This window comes from Agromyces sp. Y782 (genome assembly GCF_059445405.1).
In genome coordinates this window covers 242,393-258,522 of record NZ_JCAIUG010000001.1, presented here as the reverse complement: position 1 = coordinate 258,522, position 16,130 = coordinate 242,393, and the positions used below count along the sequence as shown (strand labels likewise).

Sequence of the window (16,130 nt, the reverse complement as noted above, 5' to 3'; positions counted from 1 at the left end):
TGTTCGCGTCACCGCTCGCTCGTGCAATTCCCGGCAAATTATTGCTTTCGCTCTCGCGCACGTCTGCGCCTTCGTGCGCACCGACATCGCTCGTGCAAGCGACCAGCTCTCCTGTATCCGCAACTCCTGCGTCAGGGGAAAGGAACATACCCAGTGACCAACGGAATCGACCACGCCGACCGCGTGGCCAACACCGCCCGCCTGTCCGCGCTGAAGGTCGCCGAGCTCCAAGAGCTCGCCGCGTCCCTCGGCCTCGCCGGCGGTTCGAAGCGCCGAAAGGGTGAGCTCGTCGAGCTGATCCAGGCCCATCAAGAGGCATCGCTCGGCCAAGGAGCTTCCCTCGGCCAAGAAGCATCGCTCGGCGACACCTCGTCCGACGAACCTACGGCCGTGCCTGAGGCGACCCCTCGCATCGAGCTCGACCTGCCCGAGGCACCCGCGGCCCCGGTGACGCGCCCCGAGCGCGACGCTGCTGCAGCCGACGAGATCGCGGCACCGGATGTCGCGGCCGACGCGGCCTCGACCGCCCCGGTCGTCGCGGCCCCCGCCCGGCAGCGACGCCAGCCCCGTCGGGCCACGAGCGCGACCACTGCGGCGGTGCAGCACGTGAACAACGGCGACACCGGCGCCGGCCTCGTGCCCGAGACCGACGACGCTCGCGAAGCAGCTCGCGCCGCGGTGCGAGAAGAACTCGCCGCCGCGACCGGCGAGGGTGCCCGCGGCGCCCAGTCGGGCGACGGCGATGGTGATGCCACCGCTACCGAAGAGCCCCGCCAGGGGCGCAGCCGGAACCGCGGCCGACGTGGCGGCGAGCGTGCCGACCGCGGCGACGACGCCCAGAAGGGCGAGCAGAAGCAAGGCGAGCAGAAGCAGGGCGAGCGCCAGTCGGGCCGTCAGAACGGCGAGCGTTCGAACGGCGACCGCCAGAACGGCGAGCAGCAGGGCCGCAAAGGCGAGGAGCAGGGCGCAAAGTCCGGCGAGCCGCGCCAGGGCGGCGATGACGACAAGGCCAAGCAGCAGAACGAGGGCGGCCGAGGTCGCGACAACCAGACTCGCGACAACCAGGCGCGCGACGCGCAGGCCCAGCTCGACGGCGAGGGCGGGCGTCGCAACCGGTACCGCGATCGCAAGCGCCGCGGCCAGGGCGCCGGTGACGAGCTCGAGCCCGAGATCCTCGACGACGACGTGCTGATCCCCATCGCGGGCATCCTCGATGTGCTCGACAACTACGCGTTCGTGCGCACCACGGGCTACCTGCCCGGCCCGAGCGACGTCTACGTCTCGCTCGGCCAGGTGAAGAAGTACAACCTGCGCAAGGGCGACGCGGTCGTCGGTGCCATCAAGCAGCCGCGCGACAGCGACTCGAACAGCCGCCAGAAGTACAACGCGCTCGTGAAGGTCGATTCGATCAACGGCCAGACCGCCGATGAAGCTGCTGCGCGCGTCGAGTTCCACGACCTCACGCCGTTGTACCCACAAGACCGTCTGCGGCTCGAGACCGAGCCCACCAAGCTCACGCAGCGCATCATCGACCTCGTCGCCCCGATCGGCAAGGGTCAGCGCGGTCTCATCGTCGCTCCGCCGAAGGCCGGCAAGACGATCGTGCTGCAGCAGATCGCGAACGCCATCTCGATCAACAACCCCGAGGTCCACCTCATGGTCGTGCTCGTCGACGAGCGCCCCGAAGAGGTCACCGACATGCAGCGCACGGTGAAGGGCGAGGTCATCGCCTCGACCTTCGACCGCCCGGCCGAAGACCACACGACGGTCGCCGAACTCGCCATCGAGCGCGCGAAGCGTCTCGTCGAACTCGGCCACGACGTCGTCGTGCTGCTCGACTCGATCACTCGACTCGGTCGTGCGTACAACCTCGCCGCACCGGCATCCGGTCGCATTCTCTCCGGCGGCGTCGACGCCTCGGCGCTCTACCCGCCGAAGCGATTCTTCGGCGCGGCGCGCAACATCGAGAACGGCGGTTCGCTCACCATTCTCGCGACCGCGCTCGTGGAGACCGGCTCGAAGATGGACGAGGTGATCTTCGAGGAGTTCAAGGGCACCGGCAACTCCGAACTGCGCCTGTCGCGTCAGCTCGCCGACAAGCGGATCTTCCCCGCGGTCGACGTCAACGCGTCATCCACGCGCCGCGAAGAGATGCTCCTCTCGCCCGACGAGGTGAAGATCACCTGGAAGCTGCGTCGTGCCCTCGCGGGTCTCGAGCAGCAGCAGGCCCTCGAAGCCGTGCTCGGTCGGTTGAAAGAGACGCAGTCGAACGTCGAGTTCCTCATGCTCATGCAGAAGTCGATGCCGGTCGCTCCCGGACACGGCAACGCGCACGGGCACGAGACCGACCACCGCTGAGGCTTCCGTGTTCGAGTCCGTCCAGAGCCTGCTCGCCGAGCATGCGCAGCTCCAAGAGGAGCTCGCCGACCCGGCGCTCCATGCCGACGCTGCGCGCGCGAAGAAGGTCAACCGGCGTTACGCCGAGCTGAGCCGCATCGTCGCCGCGCACTCGGCGTGGCTCGAGGCTCAAGACGACCTCGCCGCGGCGCGTGAGCTCGCGAAAGAAGACGAGGCGTTCGCCGAAGAGGTGCCCGCGCTCGAAGAGGGGCTCGCCACTGCGCAAGAGCGCCTCCGGCGGCTCCTGATCCCGCGCGACCCCGACGACGGCCGTGACGTGATCATGGAGATCAAGGGTGGCGAGGGGGGCGCCGAGAGCGCCCTCTTCGCGGCCGACCTGCTACGCATGTACATCCAGTACGCGCAGTCCAAGGGCTGGAAGGTCGAGCTGCTCGACCAGAACGAGTCCGATCTCGGCGGCTACAAAGACGTGCAGGTGGCGATCAAGTCGAACGCGACCGATCCGTCGCAGGGCGTCTGGGCGCACCTCAAGTACGAGGGCGGCGTGCATCGCGTGCAGCGCGTGCCGGTCACCGAGACGCAGGGGCGCATCCACACCTCCACGACGGGCGTGCTCGTCTTCCCCGAGGTCGACGAGCCCGAAGAGGTCGACATCAACCAGAACGACCTGAAGATCGACGTCTACCGTTCATCGGGCCCGGGCGGTCAGTCGGTCAACACGACCGACTCGGCGGTGCGCATCACCCACCTTCCGACCGGAATCGTCGTCTCGATGCAGAACGAGAAGTCGCAGCTGCAGAACCGCGAAGCGGCGATGCGCGTGCTTCGTGCGCGAATCCTCGCCCGCCAGCAAGAGGAGATCGCGGCCGCGGCATCCGATGCCCGCAAATCGCAGATCCGCTCCATGGACCGGTCGGAGCGCATCCGCACCTACAACTTCCCCGAGAATCGCATCGCCGATCACCGCACCGGGTACAAGGCGTACAACCTCGACCACGTCATGAACGGCGCGCTCGACCCGATCATCGAGTCTGCCATCCAGGCGGACGAAGAGGCGCGACTGGCCCACCTGGGCGACCAGTAAGCGGCGACGCACAGCGAGCGGATGCCTCGGACCACTCGTGTCCGGGGCATCTGCTGTTCGAACCCGAGCAGCGCCGGTCGGCGGTTTCTCAGGTCGAATGCATGGGTGAACGGGAGTGTTCTGCCAAGCAGCAGACCGGCGTCAGATGTGCCAGTCGTGGATGCCGCGTGCGGCGTCGGCGGTCTCGTGCGTCAGCGGCTTGAACGTCGCCGGGATGCCGACGACGAGCGAATGCGCCGGTGCATCCTTCGTGACGACCGCGTTCGCTCCGATCGTGCTCCAGGCGCCGATTGTGATGTCGCCGAGCACTTTCGCGCCGGCGCCGACGGTCACGCCGTCGTCGAGGGTTGGATGCCGCTTCGTCCCGCGTCGGGCGCCGCGTGCCGATTTTCCGCCCAATGTGACCCCGTGATAGAGCATCACGTCATCGCCGACGACCGCGGTCTCGCCGATGACGATGCCCATGCCGTGATCGATGAAGAAACGCCGCCCGATGGTTGCGCCGGGGTGGATCTCGACTCCGGTCAGAAATCTGAGCAGTTGCGAGAGCAACCGTGCCGGAAGCCTGATGCCGGCGCGCCAGAGGGCATGACTGAGGCGGTAGCCCCAGATCGCGTGCAGCCCTGAATACGCGAGGAACACCTCGGCGTTGCCGCGGGAGGCCGGATCATGGGCGCGCGCGGTCGCGATGTCTTCGCGGAGTGATCGAAAGATGCTCACGCCCATAGTCAATCAGGCGCCGCGTCGATCAGCCCGCGCGACGTTCAGTTGCCGCCCGGCCCGGCCGCCGGGTCGATCGAGCCGGCGGCCTGCTGCCGGCTCGCCCGCTCAGTCGCGGAGATCTTCGTAGAGCACCGTCGAGACGTAGCGCTCACCGAAGTCGGGTACGACCACGACGATGGTCTTGCCGTCGTTCTCGGGGCGTCGTGCGACCTCGAGTGCCGCCCAGACCGCCGCGCCCGACGAGATGCCGCCGAGGATCGCCTCGTCGGTCGCGAGCTGTCGTGCCGTCGCGATGGCGTCGCTCGTGGCGACATCGATGACCTCGTCGTAGACCTCGCGGTCGAGCACGTCGGGCACGAAGTTCGCGCCGAGGCCCTGGATCTTGTGCGGGCCGGGCGTGCCCTTCGTGAGGATGGGGGAGTCGGCCGGCTCGACGGCGATGACCTGCACGCCGGGCTTCTGCTCTTTGAGGAAGCGGCCGGCGCCCGTGATGGTGCCGCCCGTGCCGATGCCGGACACGAGAATGTCGACGCCGCCGTCGGTGTCGGCCCAGATCTCGGGGCCGGTCGTCGCGTAGTGGATCGCGGGGTTCGCCTCGTTCTCGAACTGGCGGGCGAGGATCGCGCCCGGGGTCGCTTCGACGATCTCGTCGGCCTTGGCGACGGCGCCCTTCATGCCCTCAGCGCCGGGGGTGAGCACGATCTCGGCGCCGTAGGCGCGCAGCAGAACACGACGTTCGATGCTCATCGTCTCGGGCATGGCGAGCACGACGCGGTAACCGCGGGCCGCGCCGACGAGGGCGAGCGCGATACCGGTGTTGCCGCTCGTCGCCTCGACGATGGTGCCGCCGGGAGCGAGGTCGCCGGACTCCTCGGCGGCGTCGACGATGGCCACGCCGATGCGGTCCTTCACACTCGCCGCAGGGTTGTAGAACTCGAGCTTGGCCAGCACCGTGGCGCCCGCGCCCTCGGTGAGCCGGTTCAGGCGCACGAGCGGGGTACGACCGACGACCTCAGTGATGTTCTCGTAGATCTGCGCCATGAGGATGCCTCTCGGATTCGGGATTGAACGACGGCTCCAGCCTAGGGTTCGGCCGGGGTGGAGGCGAGTGCGTTACATTCCTTTGCGTGGATACGACGACCCCCGGCGCGCGAGCGCGATCCTTGCGCGAGGTCCGAGATGAGACGGTGGCGGCGCTCGCGTCGGTGGGAGTGCGCGACGCCGAGGTCGATGCCGAGCTGCTGATCGGGCACGTGCTCGGTCTCTCGCGCGGCGGCGTGCAGGCGCGAATGGTCGTGGGCGCAGAGATGAGCGAGTCGGATGCCGCGGCGCTGGCCGACCTCGTCGTGCGTCGTGCACGCCGTGAACCGCTGCAGCACGTCACGGGTCGTGCCGCATTCCGCGGTCTCGAGCTCGAGGTCGGCCCCGGCGTGTTCGTGCCGAGGCCCGAGACCGAGCAGGTCGCTCAGCTGGCGATCGACGCGCTCATCGCGGCGGCGGAGTCCGAACCGATCGGCATCGACCTCGGCACCGGCAGCGGTGCCATCGCGCTCGCCCTCGCGACGGAAGTTCCGCATGCGCGGGTATGGGCGGTCGAGAACTCGCCCGAGGCGTTCGTCTGGACGAGGCGCAACGTCGAAGCAGTCGGCGCTCCGAACCTCGAGCTCGTCTTCGGCGACCTCGCGGATGTGCTGCACGAACTCGACGGCCGCGTGGCCGTCGTCGTCTCGAATCCGCCGTATGTTCCGCTGAGCGAGGTGCCGCGCGATCCCGAGGTGCGGCTCTACGACCCCGAACGCGCCCTCTACGGCGGCGCCGACGGCCTCGATGTCGTGCGGGTGCTCTCGCAGCGCGCACTCCTGCTGCTGCGGCCCGGAGGGGTGCTCGTGATCGAGCACGGTGAGACGCAGTCGGCCGAGATCGCCGCGATCCTGGCAGCCGACGGATGGCGGGCGATCGCGCACCACCGCGATCTCACGACCCGAGACCGGGCGACCACCGCCGTTCGCTGAGCATCGAGCTGTCCGGACTACTTGGCGCGCTCGGCCTTCTCGCGGGCGTTCTTCTCGCGTTCGTGCGCGTTCTTCTCACGTTCGAGTGCGTGCTTGATCGCCTCGCGTTCGCGCTTCTGCGCCTCGCGGAGGGCCTTCTCCGCATCGCGCCGTGCCCTGGCGGCGTCGCGCACGCGCGGGTCGCGAGGGAGCGCGAGCGATGCCGGAAGCGGTTCTTCGGGGCGGGCGACGGCACCCGCCTCCATACGTGCGACGTGGTACTCGATGCCGTCGAGGATTCGCTCCAGCCCGAAGGAGAAGTCTTCGTCGGTGTTTCCGGGGTCTGCTCCGGGTTCGGCGACGTAGCCACCCGCGATGAGGAGCGGGTTCAGATAGGGGAATCGCTCGGGCGTCACGAGTTCGGTGAGGGCCTCGAAGAAGTTCGCACCACTGACATCCGCCGGGTCGGCGGCGGCGGCTGCCCGACCGAGGTCTCGCTCCTGCGCGCCCGTGGCTCGTGCATAGCTCGTGAGCAGGAGCAGCGTCGACATCTTCTCACCGTCGCTCAGGGGGAGGGTTCGGACTTCGCGCAGGAACCAGTCGACGATGAGCAGGCTGTTCGGCGTGATCGGAGCGCCTGAGACCGGGATGTCGACGATCCACGGGTGCTCACGGTAGGCGGCACGCATCGCAAGCACCCAGGCGGTGATGCCGTCGCGCCACCCGCGCTCGAGCGTCTCGTCTGGTACCGGAGGAACGACGGCACCCTCCTGCATGAGCAGGATCAGGTCGTCTTTGCTCGTGACATAGCGGTAGAGCGACATCGTCGTGAAGCCGAGCGACGCCGCGACTCGGCTCATCGAGACGGCGGAGAGGCCCTCGGCGTCGGCGATCTCGATGGCTGCATCGACGATGCGCTCGATCGAGAGTTCGCGCTTGGGGCCGCGCTGGGGGTTCGCCGCGACACCCCAGGCGAGCGCCACCGCCCGAGGGAGTTCGGGATCGCTTCGCTCAGGGCTCACTGGGGTTCCGTTCTCGAGATGGTGTTGACGACAGTCTAGAACTGTGTATATGTTAAACAACAGTGCATCACATAAACAGTTTGCGCCGTACTCATATTCACAGGTGCAAGCGACTACGGAATGGAGAACGCCATGACCCTCGCGATCGACGCACGTGGGCTGCGTAAGCGCTTCGGCAAGACCGACGTGCTCGCGGGACTCGACCTCAGCGTGCCCACTGGCACGGTGTTCGCCCTGCTCGGCCCGAACGGCGCCGGCAAGACGACGACCATCAACATCCTCACGACGCTCGTGAAGCCCGATGCCGGCATCGCACGGGTCGGCGGTATCGACGTCGCGACGGCGCCGACCGAAGTGAAGGAGCGCATCGCCCTCACGGGCCAGTCCGCGGCGGTCGACGAGGTGCTGACCGGCACGGAGAACCTCGTGATGATGGGCCGGCTCTCGGGCTTGGGACGTCAGCAGGCACGCGATCGGGCGGCGCAGCTGCTCGAGCGCTTCGAGTTGACGGATGCCTCGCGCCGACGTGTCGGCACGTACTCCGGCGGCATGCGCCGCCGCCTCGACCTCGCGCTCAGCCTCGTCGTCGACGTGCCGATCCTGTTCCTCGACGAGCCGACCACGGGACTCGACACCAGGAGTCGTCAGGAGCTCTGGAACGTCATCCGCGCGCTCGCCGACGCGGGAACGACAGTCTTCCTCACTACCCAGTACCTCGAGGAGGCCGACCGGCTCGCCGACCGCATCGCCGTGCTCGACCGTGGCCGCGTCGCCGCCGAGGGCACCGCCGACGAACTGAAGGCCCGTATCGGCGGCGACGTCGTCGAGCTCCGCGGAGCCGACGGCACCCTGCTCGTCGAACTGCCGACCGATGGCAGTGTGCACGGCCTCCGCTCGGCCATCGACGAGCTCGACCGTTCTCCGGCGGCCGCGGTCGACGGTGCACAGGTCTCCATCCGCCGTCCGAGTCTCGACGACGTGTTCCTCGCGATCACCGCCGGCGCTGCGGCATCCGCCCCCGAACTCATCGAATCGAAGTGACCGCCATGACGACCAACACTCTTCCCGCCCGCACCGACCGCTCCGACCGTGTCGCCGGTGCGCCGGCTCGCGCGCCGCTCGGCGCGTTCACCGCTGAATCGACGTTCATCGCCCGCAGCTTCCGCCATTCCGTGCGCGACATCGAGGCCATGATCATGGCGATCATGCTGCCGACGATGCTGATGCTGATGTTCACCTTCATCTTCGGCAACGCCATCGACCCCTCGGGCGGCTACGTCGACTACGTCGTGCCTGGCATCATCCTGCTGTGCGCCGGCTTCGGTGCCTCGTCGACCGCGATCTCGGTCTCGCGAGACATGACCACCGGCATCATCGATCGGTTCCGCACGATGCCGCTGCGCAGCGGCGCGGTGCTCACCGGTCACGTGGTCGCGAGCCTCGTGCGCAACCTCGTGGCAACCGGTGTCGTCATCGTCGTCGCCCTCCTCGTGGGATTCCGCCCAGTGGCGACGCCGCTCGAGTGGCTCGCCGCATTCGGCCTGGTGGCGCTCTACATCCTTGCGATCACCTACCTCTTCGCGGCGATCGGACTCGCGGCATCGAGCCCCGAGGCGGCGAGCGGGTTCGGCTTCATCCTGCTGTTCCTGCCGTACCTTTCGAGCGCCTTCGTGCCGGTCGAGACGATGCCCGAGTGGCTGCAATGGATCGCCGAGTACCAGCCGATCACCCCGATCATCGAGACCATCCGCGGATTCCTGATGGACACGCCGGTCGGCGACACCGTCTGGTGGGCGCTCGGCTGGTGCGTCGGCATCCTCCTCGTGTCGGTCGTCTGGGGCGGTTGGCTGTTCCGCCGCAAGGCGGGCCGTCGCTGACGAGGGTGCTGAACAGGATGCCGCGGTGCCGGAGCACACCGCGGCATCCGCTGTTCGCCGACGTCGCGCCCGACCCGCTGGTCTAGAATCGGCAGGTCATGACTGCCATCTACGACTGCTCGGTCGACTCAGAGCTCCTCACCGGTATGCGTCTTGCTCGCGGCGCCATCGGACGCGGCGAACTCGTCGTCCTCCCGACCGACACGGTCTACGGCGTGGCCGCCGACGCGTTCGACGCGAAGGCCGTCGCCCGCTTGCTCGAAGCCAAGGGTCGCGCGCGCACCTCACCGCCGCCCGTGCTGATCTCGGGCATCCCGACGCTCGACGCGCTCGCGAGCGAGGTACCAGAGGCCGTGCGAGCGCTCGTCGACGAATTCTGGCCGGGCGGGCTCACCGTCATCCTGCACGCGCAACCGTCGCTGCAATGGGATCTCGGCGAGACCCGCGGCACCGTGGCCCTCCGCATGCCCGCGAACCCGGTCGCCCTCGAACTGCTCGCCGAGACGGGGCCGCTCGCAGTCTCATCCGCGAATCTGTCTGGCCGGCCATCGGCGACGACGGCAGCGGATGCCGCGGAGATGCTGGGCGATGCGGTCACCGTGTACCTCGACGGCGGCGCCGCCGGGCAGTCGTACGAACCCGTCGGCGAACGCGCGGGCGATACCTCGTCGACGATCGTCGACGCGACGGGGCTGACCCGCGAGGGCGGGCGCCTCCGCATCGCACGTGCGGGAGTGATCACCCGCGAACGCATCGCCGCAGTCGTGGGGGAGGAGCTGCTCGAGCCCGAGCCCGAGCCCGAGCCAGGGCCGGAGCCAGAGCCAGGGCCGGAGCCCGGACTCGAGTCCGAGTCGGCAGTGGACCTCGACCTCGGCGTCGCCGAACCTGCTTCCGGCGGTGGCCCGACCGACGTTGCCACGGCATCAGCCGACGAAACGGACACCGCCGCCTCATGACCCTGTTCCTCGCACTCGCCCTGCTGACGGCGCTCGTCACCTTCGGCGGCTCCATCCTCGTCTGGAAGCTGAGCCTGAAGTACCGGCTCTACCCGAAGATCCGCGAGCGCGATGTGCACACGCGGCCCACCCCGCGTCTCGGCGGCGTCGCGATGTTCGTCGGCATCGTCGTCGCGATCTGCGCCGCGGCCTTCATCTCGACGCTCGGCTCCGCGCGGTTCTCGGTGATCTCGATCGTCTTCCAGAACCCGGGCCAGATCATCGCGATCCTCGGCGCCGCATTGCTCATCGTGCTGATCGGAGTCGCCGACGACATCTGGGACCTCGACTGGACCACCAAACTCGCCGGACAGTTCATCGCCGCGGGCCTGATCGCGTGGCAGGGCGTGACCATCTACTCGCTGCCGATCGGCGGCATCACCGTCGGATCGTCGTGGATGAGTGCCGTGCTCACCGTGTTCGTCATCGTGCTCGTGATGAACGCCGTGAACTTCATCGACGGTCTCGATGGTCTCGTCGCCGGCGTCACGCTCATCGCGAACGGCGTGTTCTTCCTCTACACCTACCTGCTGGTGCAGCAGACGTCGCCGCTGAACTACTTCAACCTCGCGTCGCTCATCGCGATCGTGCTCGTCGGCGCGTGCGCGGGGTTCCTGCCGCTGAACTGGCACCCCGCCAAGCTCTTCATGGGCGATGCCGGGGCGCTGCTCATCGGCCTGCTCATGGCCACCTCCGCGATCGCGGTCACCGGGCAGCTCAACCCGACCGGGGTCGGCTTCGACCAGCTGTTCGCGGCGTTCATCCCGATCCTGCTGCCGTTCGCGGTGCTCGTCATCCCACTCCTCGACTTCGCACTCGCCGTCGTGCGCCGGCTCCGCGCGGGCAAGTCGCCGTTCGCCGCCGACCGCAAGCACCTGCACCACCGACTGCTCGACATGGGGCACTCACACTTGAACGCGGTGCTGATCTTCTACGGATGGACAGCGGTCGCCTCGATCGGTTGCCTGCTGACCTATGTCTTCCCCGTCTACTTCGGCATCGATTCGGCATGGGCACTCGCGCTGATCGGCATCGGATTCCTCGTGTGCGCGGCGATCACGCTCGCCCCGCTCGGCCGTCGCAAGCGGCTGACGGTGGCCGCTGAGGCCGAGATTCCCGAGACGGATGACGCGGCGCTCGGTGCCGACGAGCTCGAGGGCGCCGAGGCATCCGCGAGCCCGGTGCTCGTTCAGGGCCGCCCGGTAGAATCGGGCGACCCCGAACTGGAGCACGATGAGCGACGCACGAGCTGAACCCGACCGCACCCCGACCTCGAACCCCGTGCTGCGCAAGGCGCTCGCGTGGGGGGCACTGCTCGCCGGGGTGATCCTCGTGGTCAGCGCCGTGCTCGGTCTCGTGTTCGCCGGCGTGCCGGGCCTTCTCGGCGCGCTGATCGGCACGCTCATGGCCGTCATCTTCATGGGCATCACGGCGGCGAGCATCCTCGCCGCCAACCGATTCGCCTCGAGCGATCTCTTCGTGGGCGCGTTCTTCGGCATCGTGCTCGGCGGATGGATTCTGAAGTTCATCGTCTTCATCGTGCTCGTCGTGGTGCTCCGCGAGGCGGCCTGGCTGAACACCACGGTGCTCTTCCTCAGCCTCGTCGCGGGCGTCATCGCCTCGCTCGTCGTCGACGTGCTGGTCGTCACGAAGTCGCGGTTGCCGTACGTGAGCGACGTCGAGTTGCCGAAGGCGCCGAGCGATGACTGAGTCGCCCTCGGCGATTCGGCCGCAGCCCGAAGTATTGCTAGAGTAATGGGGATCCCCCCACGGTTCTGCCCTGCTCACGCACGGGTCGACCGCGGTCCATGTTCGTCGCCGCGAGAGCCGAGCTCCACGCCCCGAAACAGGAGAAAGCGCTGTTAGCTAACGCTCTGAACCTGCTGGTTCCGATGTCAACCGATGATGGTGGCTTCCACGGGCCGTCGATCGACGAATTCTTCCCCGGAGCGCTGTTCTTCGAAGGCACCCCCTTCGAGATCAACCGCATCATGCTCGTCCGCTTCGTCGCGGTCGCAGCCCTGCTCCTCGTGTTCTGGCTCGGCACCCGGCGCATGCGCGTCGTGCCCGGCCGGTTCCAGAGCCTCGTCGAGATGGGTCTCGATGTCGTGCGGGTGAACATCGCCGACGACCTGCTCGGCAAGAAAGACGGCAAGCGGTTCTTGCCGATCCTCACGACGATGTTCTTCATGGTGCTCTTCATGAACCTGACGGGTGTGATCCCGTTCCTGAACATCGCCGGCACATCGGTCATCGGCGTGCCGCTCGTGCTCGCGATTGTCGCCTACGTGACCTTCATCTACGCGGGCGTCAAGAAGAGCCCCAAGAACTTCTTCAAGAACTCCCTCTTCCCCTCCGGTGTTCCGTGGCCCGTCTACATCATCGTCACGCCGATCGAGCTCATCTCGACATTCGTGATCCGCCCGATCACCCTCACGCTCCGACTCATGATGAACATGATCGTCGGGCACCTCCTGCTCGTGCTCTTCTTCGCCGCGACCCAGTTCTTCGTCGTGCAGATGAGCGGATGGTGGACTCTCCTCGGTGTCGGAACGCTGGCCTTCGGCTTCGCCTTCACGCTGTTCGAGATCCTCGTCGCCGTCCTGCAGGCCTACGTCTTCGCACTCCTCACCGCGGTCTACATCCAGCTCGCGGTGGCGGAAGAGCACTGAACCCGGGCATCCGCCCAGAACATTCCCTAGGAAAGGAAACCCAACGTGGACGCAACCACCGTTCTCGCTGAGATCAACGGCAACATCGCGACGGTCGGCTACGGCCTCGCGGCAATCGGCCCGGCCATCGGCGTCGGCATCGTCGTCGGCAAGACGATCGAGGGCGTCGCTCGCCAGCCCGAGCTCGCCGGCCGCCTCCAGGTGCTGATGTGGATCGGTATCGCCTTCACCGAGGCGCTCGCCTTCATCGGCATCGCGACCTACTTCATCTTCGTCTGATCCACTCGCCCCAACTGAGGAGGCCAACGTGCTTCATGCAGTACTGAGCGCTGCAACCGAGGGTGGCGAGACCCACAGCCCGGTCGTTCCGGAGTTGTACGACATCATCTGGTCGTCGGTCTGCTTCGTCATCATCCTCATCTTCTTCTGGAAGTACGTGCTGCCGCGCGTGCAGAAGCTGCTCGACGAGCGCGGCGAGGCGATCGAGGGCAACATTGCGAAGGCCGACGAGGCGCAGCGCAAGGCCGAGGCGGCTCTCGAGGAGTACACCGCCCAGCTCGCCGACGCGCGCACCGAGGCCGGTCGCATCCGTGAGACCGCTCGCGACGACGGCAAGAAGATCGTCGCCGAGGCGAAAGACACCGCGACCGTCGAGGCCGCACGCGTCACCGCGAGCGCACAGGCGCAGATCGAGGCCGAGCGCCAGTCGGCTCTCGTCTCGCTGCGCTCCGAGGTGGGCACGCTCGCCATCGACCTCGCATCGGGTGTCATCGGGGAGTCGCTCTCCGACGACGCGAAGGCGACTGCGGTCGTCGACCGGTTCCTCGCCGACCTGGAGGCCTCAGAGGCCGCCGCCGGAGGGAAGAAGTAGTCCATGGGTAGCGCTACAAGAGGAGCTCTCGACGCATCGCGGGCTGCGCTGGCCGAGCTCGGTCGCGCAGAGCTCCCGGTCGCCGAGGCGCTTCTCGCCGCAGGCCGGGTGATCGGGGAGTCCGCGCATCTGCGCACGGCACTCATCGACCCCGAGGCCGACGCTGCACAGAAGCGTGCGCTCGTCGAGACGATCTTCGGCTCTCGCATCCCGGCCGAGGCCGCTTCGCTCCTGGTGAGCGCGGCGTCGCACCGATGGTCCTCCGGAGACGACTTCCTCGCCGGCATCGAAGAGCTCGGAATCCGCGTCGCCGCGGATTCGGCTCCCGACGGCGTCGAGATCGACGCCGAGCTGTTCGCGTTCGAACGTGCCGTCGCCACCGATGCAGAACTCGAGCTCGCGCTCGGTTCGAAGCTCGGCGATCCCGCGTCCAAGACGAAGATCGTCGATCGCCTCCTCATCGGCAAGGCATCGCCGCAGATGGTCGCGATCGTGGCGCATCTCGTGCAGCAGCCCCGCGGCCGCCGCATCGGCGAACTGCTCCGCCACGGCGCATCCGTCGTCGCCGACCAGCGCGGTTTCGACATCGCGACGGTCACGACCGCGGTCCAGCTCAGCGCCGCCCAGCTGGGCCGGCTCGAGCAGGGCCTCGCCGTTCAGTCGGGCCGCCGTGTCCGCTTCGACATCATCGTCGATCCCGCCGTGCTCGGCGGGGTCCGCGTGCAGATCGGCGACGACGTCATCGACGGCAGCGTCGCCTCCCGCCTCAGTTCGCTGCGGCAGAAGCTTGCCGGCTGACGCCGGTTGATACGACCGGCGTCCGCGCCGCGACACACCAGTAGCTGTACAACCGGTACAGAAAAGGGAAAAGACAATGGCAGAACTCACCATCAGCCCCGAAGAGATCCGTTCGGCTCTCTCGGAGTTCGTCTCGTCGTACGAACCCGGCCAGACGCAGAAGACCGAGGTCGGGTACGTGACCGACGCAGCCGACGGCATCGCGCACGTCGAGGGCCTGCCCTCGGTGATGGCGAATGAGCTCATCCGCTTCGCCGACGGCACGCTCGGCCTCGCGCAGAACCTCGACGAAGACGAGATCGGCGTCGTCGTGCTCGGCGAGTTCACCGGCATCGAAGAGGGCATGGAGGTGACCCGCACGGGCGAGGTCCTCTCCGTCCCCGTCGGCGAGGGGTACCTCGGCCGTGTCGTCGACCCGCTCGGCAACCCGATCGACGGTCTCGGCGAGATCACCGGCATCGAGGGCCGTCGTGCCCTCGAGCTGCAGGCGCCGGGCGTCATGCAGCGCAAGTCGGTGCACGAGCCGCTGCAGACTGGCATCAAGGCCATCGACGCCATGATCCCCGTGGGCCGCGGCCAGCGTCAGCTCATCATCGGCGACCGCCAGACCGGCAAGACGGCCATCGCGATCGACACGATCATCAACCAGAAGGCCAACTGGGAGTCGGGCGACGTCAACAAGCAGGTGCGCTGCATCTATGTCGCGATCGGCCAGAAGGGCTCGACGATCGCGGGCGTGAAGGGCGCACTCGAAGACGCCGGCGCCATGGAGTACACGACGATCGTCGCCGCTCCCGCTTCGGACCCGGCCGGCTTCAAGTACCTCGCGCCGTACACCGGCTCGGCCATCGGCCAGCACTGGATGTACGACTCCAAGCACGTGCTCATCATCTTCGACGACCTGTCGAAGCAGGCCGAGGCCTACCGCGCCGTATCCCTGCTTCTGCGCCGCCCGCCGGGACGCGAGGCATACCCCGGTGACGTCTTCTACCTGCACTCGCGTCTGCTCGAGCGTTGCGCGAAGCTCTCCGACGAGCTCGGCGCCGGTTCGATGACTGGTCTGCCGATCATCGAGACCAAGGCGAACGACGTCTCGGCGTACATTCCCACCAACGTGATCTCGATCACCGACGGCCAGATCTTCCTGCAGTCCGACCTGTTCAACTCGAACCAGCGCCCGGCGGTCGACGTCGGCATCTCGGTCTCCCGAGTCGGCGGCGACGCCCAGGTCAAGTCGATCAAGACGGTCTCGGGCACGCTGAAGCTCGAGCTCGCGCAGTACCGCTCGCTCGAGGCGTTCGCGATGTTCGCGTCCGACCTCGACGCGGCCAGCCGCCGTCAGCTCGCCCGCGGCGCCCGCCTCACCGAGCTCCTCAAGCAGCCCCAGTACTCGCCGATGTCGGTCGAGAAGCAGGTCGTCTCGATCTGGGCCGGTACCAAGGGCAAGCTCGACGAGGTTCCGGTGGAAGACATCCTGCGTTTCGAAAGCGAGCTGCACGACTACCTCGCCCGGAACAGCGAGGTGCTGAACTCGCTGCGCGAGACGAACAAGCTCTCCGACGAGATCGTCGCCGAGCTCGAGGCATCCGTCGACGCATTCAAGCTCGAGTTCCAGACGGGCGAGGGCAAGCCGCTCGCCTCGGTGGGCTCGGAGCAGTTCGAGGCGATCGCTGAAGAAGACGTCGTCCAGGAGAAGATCGTCAAGGGTCGCCGTTAGTCATTCCTCGTTCCCTGAGGCT

Annotated in this window: 16 protein-coding genes; 13 read left to right on the top strand and 3 right to left on the bottom strand. The window is 67.7% G+C overall.

The window, feature by feature from the left end; all coding sequences use genetic code 11:
- Positions 1-153: 153 nt before the first annotated feature.
- Together rho and prfA are read left to right on the top strand one after the other, a co-directional pair.
- The gene (rho, locus tag AC1C2S_RS01205) at positions 154-2,358 is read left to right on the top strand and encodes a transcription termination factor Rho (protein ID WP_495350715.1); all 2,205 of its coding nucleotides are present in this window, start codon (positions 154-156) and stop codon (positions 2,356-2,358) included.
- 7 nt (positions 2,359-2,365) lie between these two features.
- A complete protein-coding gene (gene prfA / locus AC1C2S_RS01200) occupies positions 2,366-3,442 on the top strand; it encodes a peptide chain release factor 1 (RefSeq protein ID WP_495350714.1) in 1,077 nt (358 codons plus the stop codon).
- Positions 3,443-3,583: 141 nt separating this feature from the next.
- Here the strand turns inward: prfA and epsC are convergent, their stop codons facing one another.
- On the bottom strand, positions 3,584-4,162 hold the full coding sequence (gene epsC, locus AC1C2S_RS01195) for a serine O-acetyltransferase EpsC (protein WP_495350713.1): 579 nt from the start codon (positions 4,160-4,162) through the stop codon (positions 3,584-3,586).
- A gap of 108 nt (positions 4,163-4,270) precedes the next feature.
- A complete protein-coding gene (cysK, locus tag AC1C2S_RS01190; protein ID WP_495350712.1) occupies positions 4,271-5,206 on the bottom strand; it encodes a cysteine synthase A in 936 nt (311 codons plus the stop codon).
- A gap of 86 nt (positions 5,207-5,292) precedes the next feature.
- On the opposite strand from cysK, the gene prmC reads away from it, so the two are divergent.
- Positions 5,293-6,177, top strand: a complete 885-nt coding sequence (gene prmC / locus AC1C2S_RS01185; protein WP_495350711.1) for a peptide chain release factor N(5)-glutamine methyltransferase — start codon at positions 5,293-5,295, stop codon at positions 6,175-6,177.
- Between the two features lie 17 nt (positions 6,178-6,194).
- On the opposite strand, the gene AC1C2S_RS01180 is transcribed toward prmC, so the two are convergent.
- Positions 6,195-7,178, bottom strand: a complete 984-nt coding sequence (locus AC1C2S_RS01180) for a TetR/AcrR family transcriptional regulator (RefSeq protein ID WP_495350710.1) — start codon at positions 7,176-7,178, stop codon at positions 6,195-6,197.
- Between the two features lie 132 nt (positions 7,179-7,310).
- On the opposite strand from AC1C2S_RS01180, the gene AC1C2S_RS01175 reads away from it, so the two are divergent.
- The 10 genes from AC1C2S_RS01175 (at position 7,311) to atpA (ending at position 16,108) form a co-directional block, all read left to right on the top strand.
- Positions 7,311-8,219: an ATP-binding cassette domain-containing protein gene (locus AC1C2S_RS01175; protein ID WP_495350709.1), complete on the top strand. Its 909-nt coding sequence runs from the start codon at positions 7,311-7,313 to the stop codon at positions 8,217-8,219.
- A 5-nt stretch (positions 8,220-8,224) separates the two neighbouring features.
- The gene (locus AC1C2S_RS01170) at positions 8,225-9,055 is read left to right on the top strand and encodes an ABC transporter permease (RefSeq protein ID WP_495350708.1); all 831 of its coding nucleotides are present in this window, start codon (positions 8,225-8,227) and stop codon (positions 9,053-9,055) included.
- 98 nt (positions 9,056-9,153) lie between these two features.
- The gene (locus tag AC1C2S_RS01165; protein ID WP_495350707.1) at positions 9,154-10,011 is read left to right on the top strand and encodes an L-threonylcarbamoyladenylate synthase; all 858 of its coding nucleotides are present in this window, start codon (positions 9,154-9,156) and stop codon (positions 10,009-10,011) included.
- On the top strand, positions 10,008-11,303 hold the full coding sequence (locus AC1C2S_RS01160) for an MraY family glycosyltransferase (RefSeq protein ID WP_495350706.1): 1,296 nt from the start codon (positions 10,008-10,010) through the stop codon (positions 11,301-11,303). The genes AC1C2S_RS01165 and AC1C2S_RS01160 overlap by 4 nt, the downstream gene beginning before the upstream one ends.
- On the top strand, positions 11,284-11,760 hold the full coding sequence (locus tag AC1C2S_RS01155; protein WP_495350705.1) for a Cg1360 family ATP-synthase-associated protein: 477 nt from the start codon (positions 11,284-11,286) through the stop codon (positions 11,758-11,760). Before AC1C2S_RS01160 ends, AC1C2S_RS01155 begins: the two co-directional genes overlap by 20 nt.
- Positions 11,761-11,942: 182 nt before the next feature.
- Entirely contained in the window at positions 11,943-12,722 is a 780-nt protein-coding gene (gene atpB / locus AC1C2S_RS01150; RefSeq protein WP_495350704.1) for a F0F1 ATP synthase subunit A, read from the top strand.
- Positions 12,723-12,767: 45 nt separating this feature from the next.
- Positions 12,768-13,001 (top strand): ATP synthase F0 subunit C, encoded by a 234-nt coding sequence (gene atpE, locus AC1C2S_RS01145; RefSeq protein ID WP_022888426.1) that lies wholly within the window; start codon positions 12,768-12,770, stop codon positions 12,999-13,001.
- Between the two features lie 28 nt (positions 13,002-13,029).
- Positions 13,030-13,593 (top strand): F0F1 ATP synthase subunit B, encoded by a 564-nt coding sequence (locus AC1C2S_RS01140; protein WP_495350703.1) that lies wholly within the window; start codon positions 13,030-13,032, stop codon positions 13,591-13,593.
- Between the two features lie 3 nt (positions 13,594-13,596).
- Positions 13,597-14,391, top strand: coding sequence for a F0F1 ATP synthase subunit delta (locus AC1C2S_RS01135; RefSeq protein WP_495350702.1), 795 nt, complete (start codon positions 13,597-13,599; stop codon positions 14,389-14,391).
- A gap of 76 nt (positions 14,392-14,467) precedes the next feature.
- On the top strand, positions 14,468-16,108 hold the full coding sequence (atpA, locus tag AC1C2S_RS01130; protein WP_495350701.1) for a F0F1 ATP synthase subunit alpha: 1,641 nt from the start codon (positions 14,468-14,470) through the stop codon (positions 16,106-16,108).
- Positions 16,109-16,130 lie beyond the last annotated feature (22 nt).